A 19,236-nucleotide genomic window follows, 5' to 3' on the forward strand; every position below is an offset into this window, starting at 1 on the left:
CATGAATTTCATAGCATGAAGCGCTCGGCATCAAAGGGCGAGCAGCCAGAGACTTCCAATATCTTCCAGCGGCTCTCGCCCCGCGCCAGGGTGCGCGAGTGGATGTTTGCACGTCTGCCGCGCAGCGACCAGCTCACGCTGACCCAGGGCAATGTCTACATCCTCCCCTCGCGCGCGGGCTGGGCCATGCTGGCCACGCTGATCGTGCTGTTGATTGCTGCCATCAACTACCAGCTCAACCTCGGCTACCTGCTCACGTTCTTGCTGGCAGGCAGCGCGACCGCCAGCATGGTTGTGGGCCATGGCAATCTGCGCGGTCTGCAGTTGAGCCTCAGCGGCGCAGGTACTCAAGGCAACGCGTCGGGCGGCTGCTTTGCCCATGCGCCCTGCCCCATGCATATCAGCCTGCACAATGCCCGCCGCTCGCGTCGCTGGGGCATAGGTCTCGCATTGCACAAGACCCGGCACAACACCGATCACTCTGATGCCTGGACCTGGGTCGACATTCCCGAGCAGGGCAGCACCGCCGTGCAGCTGAGCTTCATGCCCACACGTCGCGGCCGGCAGGAGCTGCCCGCCATCTCCATACTCACGCGCTACCCGCTGGGCGCATTTCGCGTCTGGGCTCTGTGGCGGCCCCAAACCCTGGTCTGGGTCTATCCCGCACCTGAAACCCATGCCCCGCCGCTGCCAGCCGCCAGCCCCGAAGCCGGCGGCCGCAGCAGCGCCCAGGTACGCAGCGGTGATGAGTTCGATGGCGTGCGCAGCTATCAGACTGGCGACCCGCTCAAGCTGGTGGTATGGAAGAAAGCGGCTCAGTCCTTTGCCGCAAGCAGCCACCAACTGGTCAGCCGCGACCGGCCCATGGCCCACCATCACCGTCTCTGGCTCGATGCGCGCCATACCGGCCTGGCCGACCATGAGGCGCGGTTGTCGCGCCTTACCGCCTGGGTGCTGATGGCTCAGCAGCAAGGCCGTACCTGGGGCCTGCGCCTGCCCGGAGGCCAGGAAATCGCGCCGGCCAGCGGTGTACAGCACACCACGCGCTGCCTCGAAGCATTGGCCGCCTGTCCATGAACGCAACCGCCTCTTCCGCCGGCAGCAACTGGCTGCAGCGCCTGACTGCCCTGCCGCGCGATGCACGGGACACGCTGTTTCTGCTCGCCGTCATCGCCTGGATCATGCTGCCTCAGGTTCAGCACACACCTTGGTGGACCAGCGCCTTTGCCTCAGTCCTGTTGCTGTGGCGCGCACGCCTGGCACTGACCAGCGCCCCCCTGCCCAGCCGCTGGGTGCTGGCGGGCGTACTGACCATCGCCATTGGAGCGACCTGGGCCACGCACAAAACGATTGTGGGCCGCGATGCTGGCGTGACCCTGGTCGTCATGCTGCTGGCGCTCAAGACACTGGAGCTGCGCGCGCGTCGCGATGCCATGGTGGTGTTCTTTCTGGGTTTTTTTGTACTGCTCAGCAACTTTTTCTATTCGCAGTCCCTGCCCACAGCCATGGCCATGGTGCTCGGGCTGATGGGCCTGCTCACAGCCCTGGTCAACGCCCATATGACGGCCGGCAAGCCTCCATTGACACAGGCTCTGCGCACTGCAGGCTGGCTCGCGCTCTGGGGAGCGCCCGTGATGGTGTCGCTGTTTCTGTTTTTTCCGCGCATGACACCGCTATGGGGCGTGCCATCCGATGATATGGCCGGGCGTTCGGGCCTGTCCGAAAGCATGCGCGTGGGCGAGGTCGCCTCGTTGGCCATGGACGACAGCGTGGCCCTGCGCATCCGTTTCGATACCCCCGAGGGCAAAGAGCCGCCGGCCAACGCCCTGTACTTTCGCGGCCCGGTTCTCAGCCAGTTCGATGGCCGCCGTTGGCAGGCCGACCCTGTGCTCGACGCCATGGCCATGCCTCAGTTGCGCGTGAGCGGTGAACCCATTCACTACCAGATGCTGATCGAGCCGAGCAAGCGTCGCTGGCTGACCCTGCTGGATGCCGCCAAGACCGAACCGCAGATTCCGCCGGGCGCCTCGGTAGGCAGGCTTCGCATGAGCTCCAGCCTCCAGTGGCTGAGCTGGCGCCCGATTACCGATGTGCTGCGTGTCGATGCCCAAAGCCATCTCGACTTCAGTCATGGGCCGCTGCAGCTTACTCCAGAGCTCAAGCGCTATCTGCAGCTGCCAGCCGGCAGCAACCCACGCACACAGGCTTTGGGCGAACATTTGCAGGCCGAATTGCGCGCCCAGCCGGGCGCCGGCGCGGATACGGACAGGCTGATCGCCTCCGCCCTGCAGCGCCTGAAAACCGGCGGCTACACCTACACACTGGAGCCCGGCGTGGTCGACAGCGACCACACCGCCGATGACTTCTGGTTTGACAGCAAGCAAGGCTTTTGCGAGCACATCGCCTCAGCCTTTGCCGTGCTCATGCGCAGCATGGGAGTGCCCGCGCGCATCGTGACCGGCTACCAGGGCGGCGACCGCAACAGCGTGGACAATTACTGGACCGTGCGCAACAGCGATGCCCATGCCTGGACCGAGGTCTGGATTGCCGGCCGGGGCTGGGTCCGCGTGGATCCCACGGGCGCTGTCGCACCCAGCCGGGTCGGCCAGTTCCAGCGCCTGAGCCCTCCCCCCGGTGCCTTTGCCAGCGCCGTTGGCAACTTCGTCGATACCGGCACGCTGGAGAAGCTGCGCGCCGTCTGGGAGGCCGTCAACAACCGCTGGAACCAGTGGGTAATCAACTACACGCAAAGCCGTCAGCTCAATCTGCTGCAGAGCCTGGGCTTCGAATCGCCAAGCTGGACGGATCTGCTGCGCCTGCTGGCGGGCAGCTTGAGCGCTCTGGCGCTGCTGTGGCTGATCTGGGCCCGCGCCACACGTCCGCAACGCGACGGCTGGAGCCAGCTCATGCACGCTGCCAGACTGCGGCTGCAGCGCGCAGGCATAGCGAGCGGTGCCAGCGACTCCGCGCGCAGCCTGTCGCGCCGCGTGCAGGAGAGCTGGGCCAAGGAATCTGCATCCGCACCCCTGGCTACGGCCGTATCCGACTGGCTGCTGGACATGGAAAGGCTACGCTATGCGCCATCCTCCAATACCGAAGTCACCGAATTGAAGTCCTTGCGCCGACGCTGGCTGTCCATCCGGAAGCAACGCTGGCCCTATCCCTCAAGAAATAAAACATGAGCATCACCCTCAATAACAGCAAGCACCTCAAAGCTAAAACACTGAGTACTCTGGCCCTGTGCCTGCTGACCGCCAGCGTCATCGCCGCACCGGCCAAAAAAGCCGTCCGCAAGGCAGCACCGGCTGCCGTAGCCACGGCTGCAGCCGCCACGGCCGTGGCCTATGCCGGTCGGGGCGACGCCATGCAACTGGCCGAAGAAATCGCAGTCCGCCGCGATCTGCCTGTCGACTGGGTGCGTGCGCAGCTGAGCGAAGCGCGCAACCTGCCCGTAGTCACACGCCTGATGACGCCGGCCGGCAAGACCTTTGTGAAGAACTGGACGGTATACCGCAGCCGCTTTATCGACCCCGTGCGCATACGCGCCGGCGTGAAGTTCTGGCAGGCCAACCACCAAGCGCTCGCGCGTGCCGAGCAGCAGTTCGGCGTGCCCGCAGAGATCATTGTCGGCATCATCGGCGTGGAAACCATTTACGGCCGCAACATGGGCAACTTTCGCGTGATGGATGCCCTGGCCACGCTGGCACTGGACTTTCCGCAATCCCACCCTCGCGCCCAGGCCCGCACCGACTACTTCCGTGGCGAGCTCGAGCAGGTGCTGGTCACGGCCAGCCGCACGGGCAGTGACCCGTTTGCGCTACGCGGCAGCTATGCCGGCGCCATGGGCCTGGGTCAGTTCATGCCCACCAGCTGGGACAAGTACGCGGTCGACTTTGACGGTGATGGTCGCATAGACCTGTTCAACAGCGCCACCGACGCCATCGGCTCGGTCGCCAACTACTTCGTCGGCCATGGCTGGAAGCCAGGCCTGCCCACAGCCTTTACCGTGGACATGCGCGCCCAGGGTGAGAATCTGGCAACCCTGCTCGCACCCGATATCAACCCCACATTCACTGCCGCGCAGATGGCAGAACGTGAAGTACGTGTGCTGGGCGCCGACAACTATGAGCGTCCGCTGGCACTGATCGAGCTGAAAAACGGCAGCTCCGGCCCCACGGAGTACATCGCAGGTACCGAGAACTTCTACGCCATCACGCGCTACAACTGGTCGGCGTTCTATGCGCTGTCGGTGATAGAGCTGGGGCGCGAGGTACATGAAGCCTATCTGGCCAGCCAGACCGCCTCTGCCACACGCAACTAGATTCATTCGAGCTGCAGCGCATTTCCAACAAGCGCTGGCAGCTATTGATTCGATAGTTCTCCGGCCACTCAAAAGTGCTTCATCTGGCACTGACCAGGCATCTCTGCCCTGGCCGCAGCAATCTCGCGCACTACCTTGAAGCCGTAGCCCGAGCCTTCCACATCGAAGTCCACGCCTGCGCTGCCTCTTTTTTCCATCATGCCAACCACCAGCGATTGCTGAAACTGGTGGTCTGCCGCCCGCATGCTGCCCGAGCGGCCCGCCATCTGGACCCTGGCATGCTCCATGGCGTGGGCCACGGCGACGGTGTCCGTGCTGCCGGCTTTTTCGAGGCTCTGCGCAAGAGCCTCGATCATGAGCTGCATGCGCATATGCACATAGTCGTCCTGCGGCCTGGGAAAGCGCTGACGGAAGGACTGGTAGAAAGCGCGGCTCTCGGCCGTGGGCACATTGGGCAGCCAGTCGGCCACTGCCAGCACCTTGCCCACACCGGCATCACCCAAGGCCGCCGGAGCGCCCAGTGCATTGCCGTAGAAGGTGTAGAAACGCCCTTCATAGCCTGCCTCGCGCGCAGCCTTGACGAGCAGCATCAGATCATTGCCCCAGTTGCCGGTGATCACGGCCTGGGCACCGCTTTGCTTGATCTTGACCGCATAGGGCGCAAAGTCCTTGACGCGGCCCACGGGATGCAACTCGTCGCCCACGATGCGCACATCGGGCCGTTGCACACCAAGCTGGCGCCTTGCCTCGCGCAGCACGGCCTGGCCAAAGCTGTAGTCCTGCCCGATCAGATAGGCACTGTGTACGGCCTTGTCGTCCTTGATGACCTCCATCAGCGCAGCCATGCGCATATCGGCATGGGCATCGAAGCGGAAATGCCAGAAGCTGCAGCGCTCGTTGGTCAGCGCCGGGTCCACGGCCGAATAGTTCAGATACAGCACACGGCGCGAAGGGTCTCGGCTGTTGTGCTTGTCGATGGCGTCGAGAAGCGCCGCCGCTGTGGCCGACGAGTTGCCCTGCATGATGATGCGCGCACCGCTGTCTATGGCCGCGCGCAGCGCCGACAGCGCCTCTTCGTTCTGGCCCTTGCTGTCATAGCGCTCTATCACCAGCTCATGCGGACCGTCGGCCAGGCTCACACCGCCGCGCGCGTTCACCCGCTCGGTCGCCCACAGCAGATTGCGGAACACGGCCTCGCCCGTGTTTGCAAACGGGCCCGAAAGACTCTCCACCAGTGCCAGCTTGATGGGTTGCGCAAGCTTGGCATTGGCTGCAGCCACAGCCGCGCCAGCAATGCCGAACGGCGCGCATATTAGTGGCAACTGCAGGTATTTCAAGACATCACGACGCAATTTATTCATCAAAAAAACCTCTTGAAATGCGCTTGCCACCACCTACCTATGAATCAAGCGGCAACAACGCAAGCCGCGCAGTTTAAAGGAGTTAAACACCATGTTCTTCGCCCCTGTGATGAGCCGTAATACCTTTGTATCCCCTCGCGCCGCCGACTTGGCCCTGCAACGTTTTCTGCAGGAAACCCTGGGCGCTGCAAGCCCCGTACAACGCCAGGTTCAAGTCAGCCGCGACGACCAATTCACGACCCTGACCCTGGATGTGCCAGGCCTGGCACGCGAGCAACTCAAACTCTCGCTGGAAGACTCTGTCGTCAAGCTCGAAAGCGTGGAAGGCGCTGCCCGCCAAGTCAGATACACCTGGGATCTGGGCCATGAAATCGATGCTGCCAACAGCAAGGCCAAGCTCGAGCATGGAGTGCTGACGCTGACCCTGGCCAAGCTCGAGCCCCAGAGCAAGGCCGTGACGCTGAGCATCGAATAAGCGCTGTTTACGCCGACCGGCCAGCCTCATCCTTTCTTCCATCTCCTCTTAGCAAGAGGTCGGCCGGAAAGCACAAAGCCCGCACTGCCTTGGCGTTGCGGGCTTTTTTCATGCCAATGCCATGACCGATTCCGGGATTTGAGCTGATTCGGCGCCTTGGCCTACAGGCGCAGACTGCCGGTGCGTGTCGCGCCGCCATCTTGAATTCCTACACTGTGGGTTCAGCCGGGTGCGCCATTGCTGCACCGCTTTCCAACCCCCGCTTGAGGAATTCACCCATGGCGAAAGTGCTGGTTCTCTACTACTCCATGTACGGACATATCGAAACCATGGCTCAGGCCGTGGCCGAAGGCGCCCGCAGCGTCAGCGGTGTCGAGGTCACCGTCAAGCGCGTGCCCGAAACCATGCCCGAGGATGTCTTCAAGAACGCAGGCGGCAAGGCCAATCAGGCCGCAGAGGTCGCCAGCCCCGCCGAGCTGGCCGACTACGACGCCATCCTGTTTGGCGTGCCCACGCGCTTTGGCAATATGCCGGGCCAGATGCGCAGTTTTCTCGACCAGACCGGCGGTCTCTGGGTCAAGGGGGCCTTGATCAACAAGATCGGCAGTGTCTTCACCTCGACCGGCACCGGCGGCGGCCAGGAAATGACGGCCACTACTACCTGGGCAACACTGGCCCATCACGGCATGATCATCGTGCCGCTGGGCTATCCGCTGCCCGAACAGACCAATCTGAGCGCGGTCAAGGGCGGCAATTCGCCTTACGGGGCGTCGACGATTGCGGGCGCCGACGGTTCGCGCCAGCCTCATCCCGACGAGCTGAGCATTGCCCGCTACCAGGGACAGAACGTAGCGAAACTGGCCGTAAAGCTGGCCGGATAAACGCAGGCGACCATAAAAAAGCAGCCACCTGGGCTGCTTTCTATTGCACGGATTCACCTGAGCGAATCCAGCGGCCAGCGCGGCTTCACATCAAACGCGTATTCATGCAGGGCCTGCTCGCGTCCCGCCTGTATCCGCATGGCGGCAGCCATGGCAATCATGGCGCCGTTGTCGGTACACAGATGCAGCTCGGGGTAATGCACGCGAATCTTGTGCTTGGCGCAGGCTTCATTGAGCTGTTCGCGCAGCTGCTTGTTGGCACCCACACCTCCCGCCACCACCACTCGCTTCATGCCGGTCTGCTTGAGTGCAGCCATGGTTTTCTTGACCAGCACATCCACAATCGCGGCCTGCGTGCTGGCGGCCAGATCGGCCTTGCGCGCTTCCAGCTCTTCACCCAGCTTCTTGGCCTGGGTCAGCACAGCCGTCTTGAGGCCGGCAAACGAAAAGTCCAGGTCACCCGAATGCAGCAAAGGGCGAGGCAGCTTGAAGGCCTGAGGATCGCCGCCCTCCGCCAGCTTCGAGAGCACGGGACCGCCCGGATAGGGCAAGCCCATGAGCTTGGCCGATTTGTCGAAAGCCTCGCCCGCAGCATCGTCGATGGTTTCACCGAGGATTTCGTATTCGCCCACGCCGTCCACACGCATGAGCTGGGTGTGCCCCCCCGAGACCAGCAGGGCCACAAACGGGAACTCCGGTGGGTCGGCACTCAGGAAAGGCGAGAGCAGATGGCCTTCGAGGTGGTGCACGCCCAGCACAGGCTTGTCCAGCGCGGCTGCCATGGCACAGGCTGCACCGGAGCCGACCAGCAAAGCCCCGGCAAGACCGGGTCCGCGCGTAAAGGCAATCACATCGACGTTTTCGAGCTGCTCCCCGGATTCGGCCAACACCTTCTCGGTCAGCGGCAGCACACGGCGAATATGGTCACGGCTGGCAAGCTCGGGCACCACGCCGCCATAGGCGCGGTGCATTTCAATCTGGCTGTGCAGCGCATGACTCAGCAAGGTGGGCACACCTTGGCCGTCCGGCGTGCGCACCAGGGCCACACCGGTTTCATCACAAGAGGATTCGATTCCCAGGATCAGCAAACTCATGGCCGCAAGTGTAGGACTTGCGCCTTCCAGATGCAGAGAAGGCGGACATTAGCCCTGCCCGCCTTCGCTATTCAATTCATAGCAGCCTACGGTTGATTCACATTGGGGGTCCCGGAAATATAGTGTTCCAGCTGATGAATCGTGAACTGCTGGGCCGAGATGATTTCCTTGACGATGTCACCAATCGAAATCAGCCCCTGCAGCTCGCGGGTCTCGTTGATCACGGGTAGATGGCGCATGCGATTGCTGGTCATCAGTGACATGCACTCCTCGCTGGTCTGGCGCGGCAGCACGCAATGCACCTTGCGCGTCATAACCTCGTCCACGCGCGTGCTGGCCGAGCTTCGCCCTTGCAAAGCGATCTTGCGCGCGTAGTCGCGCTCGGTCACGATGCCCGCGATCTCGCCACCTTCCAGCACCAGCAGTGCGCCAATGCTTTTTTCCGCCATGAGCTGCAGTGCAGCCAGCATGGTGTCGGAGGGAGAAACGCTGTAGATAGTGCTGTTGCCCTTGGTGCGCAGAATTTCGGCGACGGTCGTCATCTGGTTCTCCTTTCTGGATCGGCCTGTCATGCAAAACGCATGACGACATGACCAGTGTGAGAATCCTGCTGCATTGCGGCAATCAGGCTATGCCCGTATACAAAAACAAAAAAGGCAGCCAAAGCTGCCTTGATACTGTCACTCAATCCGGGCTCAGCGCCGACCGCCCAGCAGTCCCGCGCCCAGCTTGAACAGATCTCCGGCATCAAGCTTGCCGTCGCCATTCTGATCGAGCAGGCTGCCGAGGATGCCTCCTGCCGCACCGCCTTGCGACTGGATCTGGCCGCGCTCCTGATCCAGGGCATTGCCCAGGTCGCCGGCCCCCATGCCCTGCGTCTGGACCCGATTGGCCAGAAAAGACATCACCAGCGGAGCCAGCAGGGCCAGCAACTGACCTGCATTGCCACCCAGGCCCGTGGCCTGACCCAGCCGGGACTCGGCCTGCTGCTGCTGACCGCCAAAGATATTGCCCAGGATGGCACCTGCATCCAGCTGCGAGTTACCGACACCGGAGCCGCCTCCCAGCACCGAGCCCAGAATGCTGCCCAGCCCACCCAGGCCGCCAGCCGCACCGGCGCCACCGCCCGCTGCGCCCAGCAGGCCACCGAGCCCGCCCAACAGCCCTCCCATATCCATCGCTCCATTGGCACTGCTGTGATCGCGCTGCAGCGCACCGAACAGATCGGCAGCTCCCTGAGGCTGGGCCGTGTTCTGGCCCAGCGCACCAAACAGCATGGGCAGCGCCACACCCACGGCCTGCTCGGCCTGCACAGAGTCGATGCCCAGCTGCTGGGCCAGACCCTGCATGGGAGCGCCCTGCAGCTGGCCCATGAGTTCGTCGGTCAAAGATGCGTTAGCGGTCATTTCAACACTCCTCAAAAACAGCGCACATGGTACGCGCGCCCTGTGTCCCGAAATGTGATCAATGTTCATTCACTACGCAAGCCCCTCCCCGGCTATAGACCATTGAGGCGGCCCGCGCCCTGGACAGGGCCTCCTGCAGGCCGCAGCGTCCGGTGACGGCTTGTCTCAGAAGGAGTGCGAGATGCCCACCAGCAGCGAGCGTGGCCTGCTGCCCTTGGGAACCGAAGGTCCGGCATTGCTGGCGCTGTTGATGGTGAACGCTGCGTCGGCCTCGTTGCGGATTGCGGAGACACCCGCATACAGCTTGGTGCGCTTGGACAGCGCATGGTCGTAGCGCACGCTCAGGGCACGGGCATCGCTGTTCGCACGCGCACGCCCCTGGAACTGCCCATAGGACAGCAGCACCTGCCCTGCCGTGCTGACCGGTATGGTCATGCTGGCTTCAAAGAAGCGTCCGCGCTTGCTGGCTGCATCCGGTAGATCATCTTCGCGGGTGGAAAGCAGCAAGGCCGCCCTGGCCACCTTGAAGTCATAGGAGCCGCCCAGCAAGCGATAGCGGTCGGTGTTCTGGGCCGTGGTGCGACGCTCCCACAGCGAGACCCCCAAGCTCCAGGGACCGCGCGTGTAGTCCAGCGAGCCGCCGAACTGGCGCCCCACACTGGTGCCGGCGTTCTCACCGAACGAGTACATGCCCCGCACCACCAGTCCCGCCATGGAAGCCGACTGAAAGCGCAGCGAGTTGTCGGCGCGCAGCACCGTGCCGTCACGGAAATAGTTGGCGGCGTTGCCCCAGATCAGGCCCGTCAGAGCATAGGAAGCCAGCGAGGTATGAAACGTGGTGTAGTGGCGACCTACCGTCAGCTGACCCCAGTCGCCGCCCATGCCGACAAAGATCTGCCGACCGAAGGCCAGCCCTCCTTGACCGCGCTCGCCGGTATCGGCATTCAGTCCGGCCTCCATCACGTACAGCGCACGCAGGCCACCGCCCAGATCCTCAGTCCCGCGAACACCCCAGCGCGAGCCCGCCAGGACACCGCTTTCCGCGCGCAGGGTGCGACCCGCGCCGGTGGACACCGACTCGGCGGCCATGTCCACCACACCGTACAGCGTGAGCTGGGATGTGGCGGGCGCTGCGGTCTGGGCCTGAGCCAGCGAGCATGTGGAGATGAAGGCAGCGGCCACGGCCAAGCCTCCCGATTGCAAGGATGTCATGAAGTCTCTCTTTTTTAATAATGGATGGGGCTCGCGGCAGAGTCCTACCGCTATCGAGCCGCTGACAGCAGCATCCGCCGCAGTTGCGGGGACACTGTGTGGGAGTCCGACGCCTCAGATGACGCCGGCCGCGCTCATTCGAGGCGGATGTTCTTTTGCGTGATCAGGCTGCCGTAGATGCGTGCATCGTTTTCGATGCGCCTGGCCAGCGAGGCGGCGCTGGTATCGTCGATGCGCCAGCCCTGGGCAAGCAGCTTGCTGCGGATATCGGGAGCATGAAGAATCTTTTCCAAGGCCGCGGCGAGCTTAGCGCGATGCTCTGCAGGCATGGAGGCCGGTGCCATGACCGCATTCCAGACTTCGATGTCCACATTGCCGGCACCAATCTCGGGCATGGCCGGGACGCCGGGCGCGAGCGGGCTGCGCTTGCTGGAACTCACGGCCAGGGCGGCCAGCTTGCCGGACTGGACCAGGGGCATGACGGTGGAGGCCGGCAGCAAGGCCATCTGCACCTGATCGCCCATCAAGGCGTTGACCACGGCAGGACCGCCGTTATAGGGCACATGCTGCAGATTCAGGCCCATGGCTTCCTTGATCAGCTCCACGCCCAGGTGGCCGCCGGACCCCGTGCCCACCGAGCCGTAGTTGCCCTGGGTCCCGGTCTTGAGCGCCTTGAAATAGGCGCCCGCATTCGCAGCCATGGACTTGGGAGCCACCAGCACCAGAGGGGCCGAGCCGATCATGGCCAGCGGTGCGAGATCCTTGATCGGATCGTAGGGCAGCTTGCTGTAGAGAAACTTGGAGCTGGTCAACGGGCCGTTGCCGATCACGCCTATGGTGTGGCCGTCGCCGGCCTTGGCCACGGCGTCGGCGCCGATATTGCCGCTGGCGCCCCCTTTGTTCTCCACCACCACAGGCTGCCCCAGGGCCTTGGTCAGGGGCTCGGCCAGCAATCGGGCCTGCACATCGGGCGAAGAGCCGCTGGCATAGCCGACGATCAGACGTATGGGGCGGGTGGGCCAGTCAGCCTTGCCCTGGGCCTGAGCCACCAAGGGCAGGCAGGCAGCGGCGCACAGCAGCAGGGCAGCCCGGCGCACGGGCATCGATTTTTTTGTCATCTTCATGTCTCCAGAATCTCGGTCTCAGTCTCGGATCAACAATCGGCGTATCCAGCCATCAGTTCCATCATCGGTGGCAGGCGTCCGCTGGCGGGCAGGGCAAGCTGCGAACGGTACACCCGGGTTTGCAGGACAAAGTCCCGCTGCTGCGGCTTTTCGAGGTGATGCGCCTGCATTCGGTCGGCCCACCATTGGCTGCCTTGGGCGCATGCCGGTCCATCCAGATGCTCGGCCAGCATGACCACCGTGACTTCCCCCTGGGCCTGCTCGACAATGCGCTCCCCGCCAACGGGGTAGTGCAAGCAACGCTCCACAGGCACCACGCCCGCCGTGACACGCAGCAGACGCCCTTGCCGCACCGCCTGCTCCGCCCAGCGGGCTGCCTGCGCGGCCCAGGCCTGCGCATCGGTGGTGACGGCCTTGAGCGTCGTCAACGCCGCACCGCTGGATGCTCCAGCCTGGACCTGCAATAGGCAGGGCCTGCGCATGAAAGCACTCAGGCGCGGCCTCATGCGTGCCGACCAGGGCGTGGGATTGGCGATCACATCCGCATACTCGGCCGAGTCCAGGGCTGCCAGAGACTCCAGACCGTAGAGCGTGAAGTATCCGCAGGCTCCGACATAGCGATGGCCGTAGACAAAGCCCGGCAAGCCCACGCGCTCGGGAACATGCTCGAAAGCATGCCAAGCCTCGTATTCTGCGCGAGCCTCGGGCCGGTCGATGTCGTTCCACAAGGCCAGAAAGGCGCTGCTCATGATGCAGAACCCGCGCCGGGTTGAATCAGCACCTTGCTCGCCAGCCGTGCACGCGCCAGCTCAAAACCCTGCCCGGCCTGCGCAAGCGGCACGCGATGGGTGATCATGAGGCGCAGTTGATCTTGATGGGTCTGCATGAATTCAACGACTTCCAGCCAGCAGCGCTCGGGCGTGCGATAGGAGCCGCGCAGCTGCTGATGACGTCGCACCAGGGCCGTCAGATCCAGCGGCACGGGAGCGGAATGAATGCCGGCAATCACCAGCACGCCATGGGTCTTGAGCGCTCGCAGGGCCGGCGCCAGCACGGCAGCCGCCCCGGTGGCTTCGATCACCACATCAAAGAGAGCTTGTTGCGTGTACGCGGCAAGGGCTTCGTCGATGTCCTGCCCCTCGAAGTCCAGCAAATCCTCGAACCCCATGGAGCGCAGGACCTCCAGCCGCGCGGCATCGCCATGGCCGGCCACCACCACCTGGGCCGCCCCTGCGGCACGCGCAAACAGCGCAATGCCCTGACCGATATTGCCAGGCCCCAGGATCAGCACGCGATCGCCAGGCTGGACATTGCCCGTGCGCACGGCTTCGAAACTCACCGACAGCGGCTCGGCCAATGCCGCAACCTCGGGGTCCACGCCGTGTGGAATCGGCACGCAATTGCGCAGGGGCACGGCCACATACTCGGCAAAGCCCCCATGGCGCATGACACCGATGCCGCGGCGGGTGGTGCAGGCATCGAAGTCGCCGGCACTGCAACTGGGGCATCTGCCACAGGTGACCGAAGGCCGCACGGCCACCAACTGGCCCAGGGGCAGATGCTCGGCCCCCTCGCCTCTGGCCACGATCTCGCCGCTGAACTCGTGACCCACGGTCACCGGCAGCGCGGCCTGCAAAAAGTGATAGCTCGCCGTCCAGGCATCGATATGCAGATCCGTACCACAGACACCGGTGGAATGAACCCGCAGCAGCACCTCACCTGCGGCAGGCGACGGCATGTCGACCTCGTTGAGCTTCAGGCCCTTGGCGGACTCGGTTTTTTGCAAGGCTTGCATGAGAGAGGCAATGCATGCGTGGACATGCATCTCAGAACGAACAGGATCGGCAGTGTTGCCGCCCTTCATTCATATGTCCAACACTGATTTAGTATAAAAACCATACTTTTAAAATATGGATTGATTCAGGCATGGAACTGAGACATCTGCGCTACTTCGTGGCGGTTGCCGAGCAGGGCAACGTCAGCAGGGCCGCCCGCAAGCTATTCATCGCCCAGCCGCCGTTGTCGCAGCAGCTCAAGCAACTCGAGGATGAGGTCGGCACGCAGCTCTTCACCCGCCTGCCGCGCGGCATGCAGCTCACCGCTGCGGGCGAGTCGCTGCTGGAAGATGCGCGCGTCATATTGGCGCGTGCCGAGCAAGCCCCCTTGCGCGCGCGCGAACGAGAGCGCAGCAGCCAGACCGTGCTGCGCCTGGGGCTGGTTCCCTCGGCCATGCAGTCACTGCTGCCCGGCTTGCTGCGGGCCGTGGCACAGGCAGGTTGCGAGGTGCAGATCGAAGCCCGTGAAATGATTTCCTCGCAGCAACAACGGGCCTTGCGCCAGGGCGAGCTGGAACTCGGCTTTGCCCGCCCCGGGCACAGGGAGGCCGACGAGCTTGAGCTGGCCAGCATTGATGACCCCTATTGCCTGGCAGTTCCGGCCTCCCACCCTCTGGCCGGAGGCAGTGGAATGCTGGATCTTCAAGCTGCCGTGCATCAGCCCTTTGTGGGCTTCACCCGCTATCAGGACACTGACTACTTCGATCGCACTGTCGCGCTGTGCGCCGAGGCCGGCTTCACTCCGCTGATACGCCACGAGGCTGGCCAGCTGGTGAGTGTGCTGGCACTCGTGGCCTGCGGTCTGGGCGTGGCCATCGTGCCGGCATCCTTCGCGATGTTCCACCGCGAGCAGATCGTGTTCCGGCCGCTTCGGGCTTCGCGCCAGGTCAGCCGGCTCGCCGTCCTGGCGTCTGCCGAAGCGCTCAAGAGCAACCCGATGCTGGACCTTGTCGTCCAGCTCGCGCAATCCCAGCTGCAGGCCCTGGCTGCACAGCTGGCGCAACAGGGAGCGACGGAGTCTCGAGCACAGCCGGTTTGATTTATATAACCAAATCGTCTGACAACTCATGGTTTTTATAGCGACAATTACGTTAATCATGAGCATCAGCCACTACATCAAGGAAATCGGTCGCGGCACCAAGGGCGCGCGCTCTCTTTCGCGGGCCCAGGCCTGCGATCTGATGGGGCAGGTGCTGGACGGCAAGGTCAGTGATCTGGAGCTGGGCGGCTTTTGCATTGCCATGCGTTTCAAGGGCGAAAGCGCCGAAGAGCTGGCAGGCTTTCTCGACGCCACCCAGCAACGTCTGCCCGTGTGGCCGCAGGCCCATAAGGCCCAGCCCGTGGTGGTCATCCCCAGCTACAACGGCTCGCGCAAGCTGGCCAACCTCACACCGCTGCTGGCTGGTTTGCTGGCGCAGCAAGGCCTGCCGGTGCTGGTGCACGGCAGCCATACCGAAGACAAGCGCCTGGGCACGGACCAGGTGTGGCGGCAACTCGGCTGGACGGCCATCGAGCGCCCCGTCGCTCTGGAGCCTGGAGACAAGGTCTGGATGCAGACCCGTCACCTGCTGGCGCCGCTGGATCGGCTGCTGCAGATTCGCCGCCAGATGGGCCTGCGCAACCCCTCGCACAGCATCGTCAAACTGCTGGACCCCATCCATGGCAGCAGCACCGCGCAATCCGGGCTGGTGCTGGCCAGCTATACCCACCCGGCCTATGCCCAGCCCATGCTCCAGACGCTGGCCCTGCGCGCAACCAGTGCGCTGCTGGTGCGCGGCACGGAGGGCGAGGCCGTGGCCGCCCCTCACCGCGAACCCGTGAGCACGGGTGTGATTGCCGGAGAAATCTGCTTTGAGCGCTCTTCCCTGCACAGCAGCCAGCTCGCATCCGGCACCGAGATCAGTGCCCCGGAACAAGATCTGAATGCCGAGCAGACAGCCCGGCTGACGCTGGACATTCTGAACGGCCAGCTGCCTGTGCCGGCGCCGATCGCGCAACAATTGGAACAGATACAAGCCCTGCACCAGGCCATGCAGGTCACCGATGCCGGCGCTGCCGCCAGCCGCGCCGCACTGCAAGCCTATAACCGCAGCCCCGACTGAGACCCCACAATGACTGCCATTTCCCACAACCCCAATCAGCGCGGCTCCTGCACCCTGGTGGGTGCCGGCCCCGGCGACCCCGAGCTGCTGACCATCAAGGCCGCCAAGGCCATTGCCGCAGCCAGCGTGCTGTTTGTCGACGATCTGGTCAGCGATGATGTGATGAGCCACGCCTCGCCCAGTGCCCGCGTGGTCTATGTGGGCAAGCGCGGCGGCTGCAAGAGCACTCCCCAGGCCTTTATCGAAAAGCTCATGATTGCCGCCGTGCAGGACGGCGAACGCGTGGTGCGCCTCAAGGGCGGGGACCCCTTCATCTTTGGCCGTGGCGGCGAAGAGGTCGAACATCTGCGTGAGGCCGGTATCGAGGTGGATGTCATCAATGGCATCACCTCCGGTCTCGCGGGCCTGACCAGCCTTGGCGCCCCACTGACTCACCGCGACCGCGCGCATGGCGTGCTTTTCATGACCGGCCATGCCAAACCCGGCGACAGCGGCCCCGACTGGCGCCAGATCGCCGCCACGGCCCATGCGGCCAAGCTGACGCTGGTGATCTACATGGGAGTGAGCAGCGTGGAGCGCATCAGCAGCGAGTTGCTCAGCGGCCTGCCCGGCAGCACGCCCGTTGCCGTGATCCAGCATGCCAGCCTGCCGCAGCAGCGCCATGCGCTGACCTTTCTCAAGGATTTGCCGCAGAGCATTGCCGAGCATCAGCTGGGCAGCCCCAGCATCATCGTCGTCGGCGATGTGGTCCAGGGTATTGCCGCCTGGCAGAACCAGCCCCAAGCCTTGCCGCAATCAGCGGCCGCCTGAGACTGGACCGCCCCCGGGCTGTCCCGCAACCCGGGCTAGCGGCGACCCGACTCAGGGCGTACGAGTCTCGGCGAAGCGCTCGGCCAGCTCCTTGCGCAGTTCCTTGCGGATGATGGCGGCGTCCCAGCGGCGCTTTTCCTCGTCGGTTTCGAGCTGCAGCGGAGGCACGGGGGCAGGCTTTTTGTCATCGTCCACGGCCACCATGGTGAAGAAGCAGCTGTTCACGTGGCGCACCACCTGGCTGCGAATCTCCTCGGCAATCACCTTGATGCCGATTTCCATGGAGGACTTGCCGGTGTGGTTCACGCTGGCCAGAAAAGTCACCAGCTCACCTACGTGGATAGGCTGCAGAAACATCACCTGATCCACGCTCAGCGTCACGACATAGCGGCCCGCATAGCGGCTGGCGCAGGCATAGGCAACCTGGTCCAGCAATTTCAAGATGGCGCCCCCGTGCACATTGCCGGAGAAGTTGGCCATGTCAGGCGACATGAGCACGGTCATGCTCAGCTGGTGGGATGGTGTATTCATGGGGCGCGATTCTAGAAGTGATCCGGGACGCACGCTGAACCCTTGCGCATACCCCAATGGGACAATGGGCTGCAGATATAAACAAGTACCGATTTACACCGTGCTGTAAGTCTCAGGAGTGCGTCTTGCAAGTTCTGTTTCCCAACCCCTTCGGCCAGCCTGCCGCCAGCGCACAGGAAGTTGCAGCGTTGCAGGCACACATTGGCTTCTCAGATGCTTATGCGCAGTTTCTGATCACACAGAACGGCTTTTCCATGTATGCGCTGGAACAGGCCTCAGACCACGCCAGCTATCTTCATGACAGCACCGAGATTGCCAGCGAAAGCCACGCCAACTTTGCCGACCTCTTCAGCTTTGGCGCGCAACAGCATCAGGAAGACCTGAAAACCGTGCAGTCCGAATTTCTGCTGGCCCGCTGGTTCGTAGCCATTGGCCACGACCAGGGCGGCAACCCATTTGTGGAAGTTCTGCACGGTCGGCACAAAGGAAAGATCGGCAGTCTGGACCACGACCTTTTTCTGGGCGCCAGCGATCTGCAGGAATTCTTCGGCGATATGGAGCTGGAGCATATTGCGGCACTCAGCCTCTCCGATCAGGCCGACGCACTGTGCGACTCCAAGCTGGGCCTGATCTGGTTTCACGCCAGTGACCTGAATCACTTTACGGCCTGCTGCATTCACTGCGACGACGGTTTCTGGGGCTTTGTAGTGGACGAGCCCAAAATCTGAGGCATCTGGGACAATCGCGGCCTTGTTCTTGCTCCATCGCCCTGCCTGCCGTGTCCTCCTCTTCACAGGTCCCCTTCCAGATTTTTGACGCCATCATCATCGGCGCCGGTGCCGCCGGCCTGTTCTGCGCGGCCCAGGCCGGCCAGCAGGGCCTGAAGGTGCTGCTGATCGATCATGCGCCCAAGGTGGCCGAGAAGATTCGCATCTCGGGCGGCGGACGCTGCAACTTCACCAACCGAGATCTGGACGTGCGTGCGCCGCACAAGCATTTTGTGGGGCAGAACCCCCAGTTCTGCCGCTCGGCCCTGTCGCGCTTCACGCCTGCCGACTTCATCACGCTGATGGACAGGCATGGCATTGCCCACCACGAAAAGCACAAAGGCCAGTTGTTTGCCGACCATTCGGCCGAGGACATCATCGCCATGCTGCTGGCCGAGTGCAGCGCGGGCGGCGTGCAGCGCTGGCAGCCTTGCCAGGTCAAGAAAGTAGTATTTTCGCCGTCAAACCAAGACACAGAAAGCGATTGCAGCTATCAGATTGAAACCGATCGTGGCCTGGTACAGGCCACCAATCTGGTCATTGCCACCGGCGGCCTGAGCATTCCCAAGATAGGCGCCACCGACTTCGGCTACCGCCTGGCCCAGCAGTTCGACCTGCCGCTGATCGAGCGCACGCCCGGCCTGGTGCCCATGACCTTCGACGGCGAAGGCTGGCAACCCTACGCTGGCCTGGCCGGTCTGGCCCTGCCCGTGGAAATCAGCACCGGCAGTAAAAAGGAGCGCATGAGCTTCCACGAGGATTTGCTGTTCACCCATCGCGGCCTCTCCGGCCCTGCGGTACTTCAAATCTCCAGCTACTGGAAGTCCGGCACCCCGCTGCAGATCAATCTGCTGCCTGGCGTGGATCTGGCCGAGGTGCTGGCCCAGGCCAAGCTCCACTCGCGCAAGCTTGTGGCCAACGAGCTGGCCGCCCACCTGCCCGCGCGCCTGGCCGATGCCTGGGTCGGCCGCATGCCCGAGTTGCAGCGCCCCATCAACGAGGCCAGCGACAAGGCCCTGGCCAGACTGGCCGAGCAGCTGTCGCGCTGGGAGATCACTCCCACGGGTACCGAGGGCTACAAAAAAGCCGAGGTCACGCTGGGCGGCGTGGACACCAAGGTGCTGTCCCAGCAAACCATGGAGTGCAAGAGCCGCCCGGGCCTGTACTTTATCGGCGAGGTGGTGGACATCACCGGCTGGCTGGGGGGCTACAACTTCCAGTGGGCCTGGGCCAGTGCCGCCGCCTGCGCCCAGGCCATGGCGGAAAAGCAATCGGTCATGGCTTGAGCGACTGGAACCGAAGCGCCTGCCGCCATGA

At 63.6% G+C, this 19,236-nt stretch carries 19 protein-coding genes; 10 read left to right on the plus strand and 9 right to left on the minus strand.

Annotated features, from left to right (window positions below):
* The first annotated feature begins 15 nt into the window (after positions 1–15).
* From MPZ60_RS18075 to mltB, 3 genes are read left to right on the plus strand one after another with little or no spacing between them, the layout of a single operon-like run.
* A complete protein-coding gene (locus tag MPZ60_RS18075; protein ID WP_034352654.1) occupies positions 16–1,077 on the plus strand; it encodes a DUF58 domain-containing protein in 1,062 nt (353 codons plus the stop codon).
* Positions 1,074–3,182 (plus strand): DUF3488 and transglutaminase-like domain-containing protein, encoded by a 2,109-nt coding sequence (locus MPZ60_RS18080; RefSeq protein ID WP_034352658.1) that lies wholly within the window; start codon positions 1,074–1,076, stop codon positions 3,180–3,182. Before MPZ60_RS18075 ends, MPZ60_RS18080 begins: the two co-directional genes overlap by 4 nt.
* Complete coding sequence (mltB, locus tag MPZ60_RS18085) at positions 3,179–4,321, plus strand: lytic murein transglycosylase B (protein WP_034352663.1); 1,143 nt, start codon at positions 3,179–3,181, stop codon at positions 4,319–4,321. Before MPZ60_RS18080 ends, mltB begins: the two co-directional genes overlap by 4 nt.
* A gap of 68 nt (positions 4,322–4,389) precedes the next feature.
* Here the strand turns inward: mltB and MPZ60_RS18090 are convergent, their stop codons facing one another.
* A complete protein-coding gene (locus MPZ60_RS18090) occupies positions 4,390–5,682 on the minus strand; it encodes a branched-chain amino acid ABC transporter substrate-binding protein (RefSeq protein ID WP_242882033.1) in 1,293 nt (430 codons plus the stop codon).
* A 91-nt stretch (positions 5,683–5,773) separates the two neighbouring features.
* Here MPZ60_RS18090 and MPZ60_RS18095 point away from each other — a divergent pair, with 91 nt between their 5' ends.
* Entirely contained in the window at positions 5,774–6,157 is a 384-nt protein-coding gene (locus MPZ60_RS18095; protein ID WP_034352669.1) for an Hsp20/alpha crystallin family protein, read from the plus strand.
* A gap of 278 nt (positions 6,158–6,435) precedes the next feature.
* Positions 6,436–7,038 (plus strand): NAD(P)H:quinone oxidoreductase, encoded by a 603-nt coding sequence (gene wrbA, locus MPZ60_RS18100; RefSeq protein WP_034352672.1) that lies wholly within the window; start codon positions 6,436–6,438, stop codon positions 7,036–7,038.
* A gap of 53 nt (positions 7,039–7,091) precedes the next feature.
* On the opposite strand, the gene tsaD is transcribed toward wrbA, so the two are convergent.
* The 7 genes from tsaD to MPZ60_RS18135 form a co-directional block, all read right to left on the minus strand.
* Positions 7,092–8,132 carry a tRNA (adenosine(37)-N6)-threonylcarbamoyltransferase complex transferase subunit TsaD gene (tsaD, locus tag MPZ60_RS18105; protein ID WP_034352676.1) on the minus strand — a complete coding sequence of 347 codons (1,041 nt, stop codon included), beginning with the start codon at positions 8,130–8,132 and terminating at the stop codon, positions 7,092–7,094.
* Between the two features lie 86 nt (positions 8,133–8,218).
* Entirely contained in the window at positions 8,219–8,674 is a 456-nt protein-coding gene (locus MPZ60_RS18110) for a CBS domain-containing protein (RefSeq protein WP_034352679.1), read from the minus strand.
* Positions 8,675–8,827: 153 nt separating this feature from the next.
* On the minus strand, positions 8,828–9,538 hold the full coding sequence (locus MPZ60_RS18115; protein ID WP_034352682.1) for a DUF937 domain-containing protein: 711 nt from the start codon (positions 9,536–9,538) through the stop codon (positions 8,828–8,830).
* Between the two features lie 165 nt (positions 9,539–9,703).
* Positions 9,704–10,750: a porin gene (locus MPZ60_RS18120; protein ID WP_034352685.1), complete on the minus strand. Its 1,047-nt coding sequence runs from the start codon at positions 10,748–10,750 to the stop codon at positions 9,704–9,706.
* 134 nt (positions 10,751–10,884) lie between these two features.
* On the minus strand, positions 10,885–11,853 hold the full coding sequence (locus MPZ60_RS18125) for a tripartite tricarboxylate transporter substrate binding protein (protein WP_043004809.1): 969 nt from the start codon (positions 11,851–11,853) through the stop codon (positions 10,885–10,887).
* Positions 11,854–11,903: 50 nt separating this feature from the next.
* Positions 11,904–12,623: a hypothetical protein gene (locus MPZ60_RS18130; protein WP_034352692.1), complete on the minus strand. Its 720-nt coding sequence runs from the start codon at positions 12,621–12,623 to the stop codon at positions 11,904–11,906.
* A complete protein-coding gene (locus MPZ60_RS18135) occupies positions 12,620–13,669 on the minus strand; it encodes a zinc-binding dehydrogenase (RefSeq protein WP_233425212.1) in 1,050 nt (349 codons plus the stop codon). Before MPZ60_RS18135 ends, MPZ60_RS18130 begins: the two co-directional genes overlap by 4 nt.
* Positions 13,670–13,800: 131 nt before the next feature.
* On the opposite strand from MPZ60_RS18135, the gene MPZ60_RS18140 reads away from it, so the two are divergent.
* From MPZ60_RS18140 to cobA, 3 genes are read left to right on the plus strand one after another with little or no spacing between them, the layout of a single operon-like run.
* Positions 13,801–14,748, plus strand: a complete 948-nt coding sequence (locus tag MPZ60_RS18140) for a LysR substrate-binding domain-containing protein (RefSeq protein WP_034352699.1) — start codon at positions 13,801–13,803, stop codon at positions 14,746–14,748.
* A gap of 58 nt (positions 14,749–14,806) precedes the next feature.
* Positions 14,807–15,811 carry a DNA-binding protein YbiB gene (ybiB, locus tag MPZ60_RS18145; protein ID WP_034352702.1) on the plus strand — a complete coding sequence of 335 codons (1,005 nt, stop codon included), beginning with the start codon at positions 14,807–14,809 and terminating at the stop codon, positions 15,809–15,811.
* A 9-nt stretch (positions 15,812–15,820) separates the two neighbouring features.
* Entirely contained in the window at positions 15,821–16,621 is an 801-nt protein-coding gene (gene cobA, locus MPZ60_RS18150) for a uroporphyrinogen-III C-methyltransferase (RefSeq protein WP_034352705.1), read from the plus strand.
* 51 nt (positions 16,622–16,672) lie between these two features.
* Here cobA and MPZ60_RS18155 read toward each other — a convergent pair whose 3' ends face one another.
* A complete protein-coding gene (locus tag MPZ60_RS18155; protein WP_003069412.1) occupies positions 16,673–17,152 on the minus strand; it encodes an acyl-CoA thioesterase in 480 nt (159 codons plus the stop codon).
* Positions 17,153–17,277: 125 nt separating this feature from the next.
* On the opposite strand from MPZ60_RS18155, the gene MPZ60_RS18160 reads away from it, so the two are divergent.
* Positions 17,278–17,880: an SMI1/KNR4 family protein gene (locus MPZ60_RS18160; RefSeq protein ID WP_034352708.1), complete on the plus strand. Its 603-nt coding sequence runs from the start codon at positions 17,278–17,280 to the stop codon at positions 17,878–17,880.
* A 50-nt stretch (positions 17,881–17,930) separates the two neighbouring features.
* A complete protein-coding gene (locus MPZ60_RS18165; RefSeq protein WP_034352712.1) occupies positions 17,931–19,205 on the plus strand; it encodes an NAD(P)/FAD-dependent oxidoreductase in 1,275 nt (424 codons plus the stop codon).
* Positions 19,206–19,236: the final 31 nt, after the last annotated feature.

This window comes from Comamonas sp. 7D-2, from assembly GCF_022749555.1.
GTDB lineage: Bacteria > Pseudomonadota > Gammaproteobacteria > Burkholderiales > Burkholderiaceae_C > Comamonas > Comamonas thiooxydans.

What these genes read in the sequence shown, in the direction of transcription:
- MPZ60_RS18090 (WP_242882033.1), bottom strand. Translation starts at nt 5,682, where the DNA reads ATGAATAAATTGCGTCGTGATGTCTTGAAATACCTGCAGTTGCCACTA.
- ybiB (WP_034352702.1), top strand. Translation starts at nt 14,807, where the DNA reads ATGAGCATCAGCCACTACATCAAGGAAATCGGTCGCGGCACCAAGGGC.
- MPZ60_RS18125 (WP_043004809.1), bottom strand. Translation starts at nt 11,853, where the DNA reads ATGCCCGTGCGCCGGGCTGCCCTGCTGCTGTGCGCCGCTGCCTGCCTG.
- tsaD (WP_034352676.1), bottom strand. Translation starts at nt 8,132, where the DNA reads ATGAGTTTGCTGATCCTGGGAATCGAATCCTCTTGTGATGAAACCGGT.
- wrbA (WP_034352672.1), top strand. Translation starts at nt 6,436, where the DNA reads ATGGCGAAAGTGCTGGTTCTCTACTACTCCATGTACGGACATATCGAA.
- MPZ60_RS18130 (WP_034352692.1), bottom strand. Translation starts at nt 12,623, where the DNA reads ATGAGCAGCGCCTTTCTGGCCTTGTGGAACGACATCGACCGGCCCGAG.
- MPZ60_RS18155 (WP_003069412.1), bottom strand. Translation starts at nt 17,152, where the DNA reads ATGAATACACCATCCCACCAGCTGAGCATGACCGTGCTCATGTCGCCT.
- MPZ60_RS18120 (WP_034352685.1), bottom strand. Translation starts at nt 10,750, where the DNA reads ATGACATCCTTGCAATCGGGAGGCTTGGCCGTGGCCGCTGCCTTCATC.
- MPZ60_RS18080 (WP_034352658.1), top strand. Translation starts at nt 1,074, where the DNA reads ATGAACGCAACCGCCTCTTCCGCCGGCAGCAACTGGCTGCAGCGCCTG.
- MPZ60_RS18110 (WP_034352679.1), bottom strand. Translation starts at nt 8,674, where the DNA reads ATGACGACCGTCGCCGAAATTCTGCGCACCAAGGGCAACAGCACTATC.
- MPZ60_RS18095 (WP_034352669.1), top strand. Translation starts at nt 5,774, where the DNA reads ATGTTCTTCGCCCCTGTGATGAGCCGTAATACCTTTGTATCCCCTCGC.
- cobA (WP_034352705.1), top strand. Translation starts at nt 15,821, where the DNA reads ATGACTGCCATTTCCCACAACCCCAATCAGCGCGGCTCCTGCACCCTG.
- mltB (WP_034352663.1), top strand. Translation starts at nt 3,179, where the DNA reads ATGAGCATCACCCTCAATAACAGCAAGCACCTCAAAGCTAAAACACTG.
- MPZ60_RS18140 (WP_034352699.1), top strand. Translation starts at nt 13,801, where the DNA reads ATGGAACTGAGACATCTGCGCTACTTCGTGGCGGTTGCCGAGCAGGGC.
- MPZ60_RS18075 (WP_034352654.1), top strand. Translation starts at nt 16, where the DNA reads ATGAAGCGCTCGGCATCAAAGGGCGAGCAGCCAGAGACTTCCAATATC.
- MPZ60_RS18115 (WP_034352682.1), bottom strand. Translation starts at nt 9,538, where the DNA reads ATGACCGCTAACGCATCTTTGACCGACGAACTCATGGGCCAGCTGCAG.
- MPZ60_RS18135 (WP_233425212.1), bottom strand. Translation starts at nt 13,669, where the DNA reads ATGCAAGCCTTGCAAAAAACCGAGTCCGCCAAGGGCCTGAAGCTCAAC.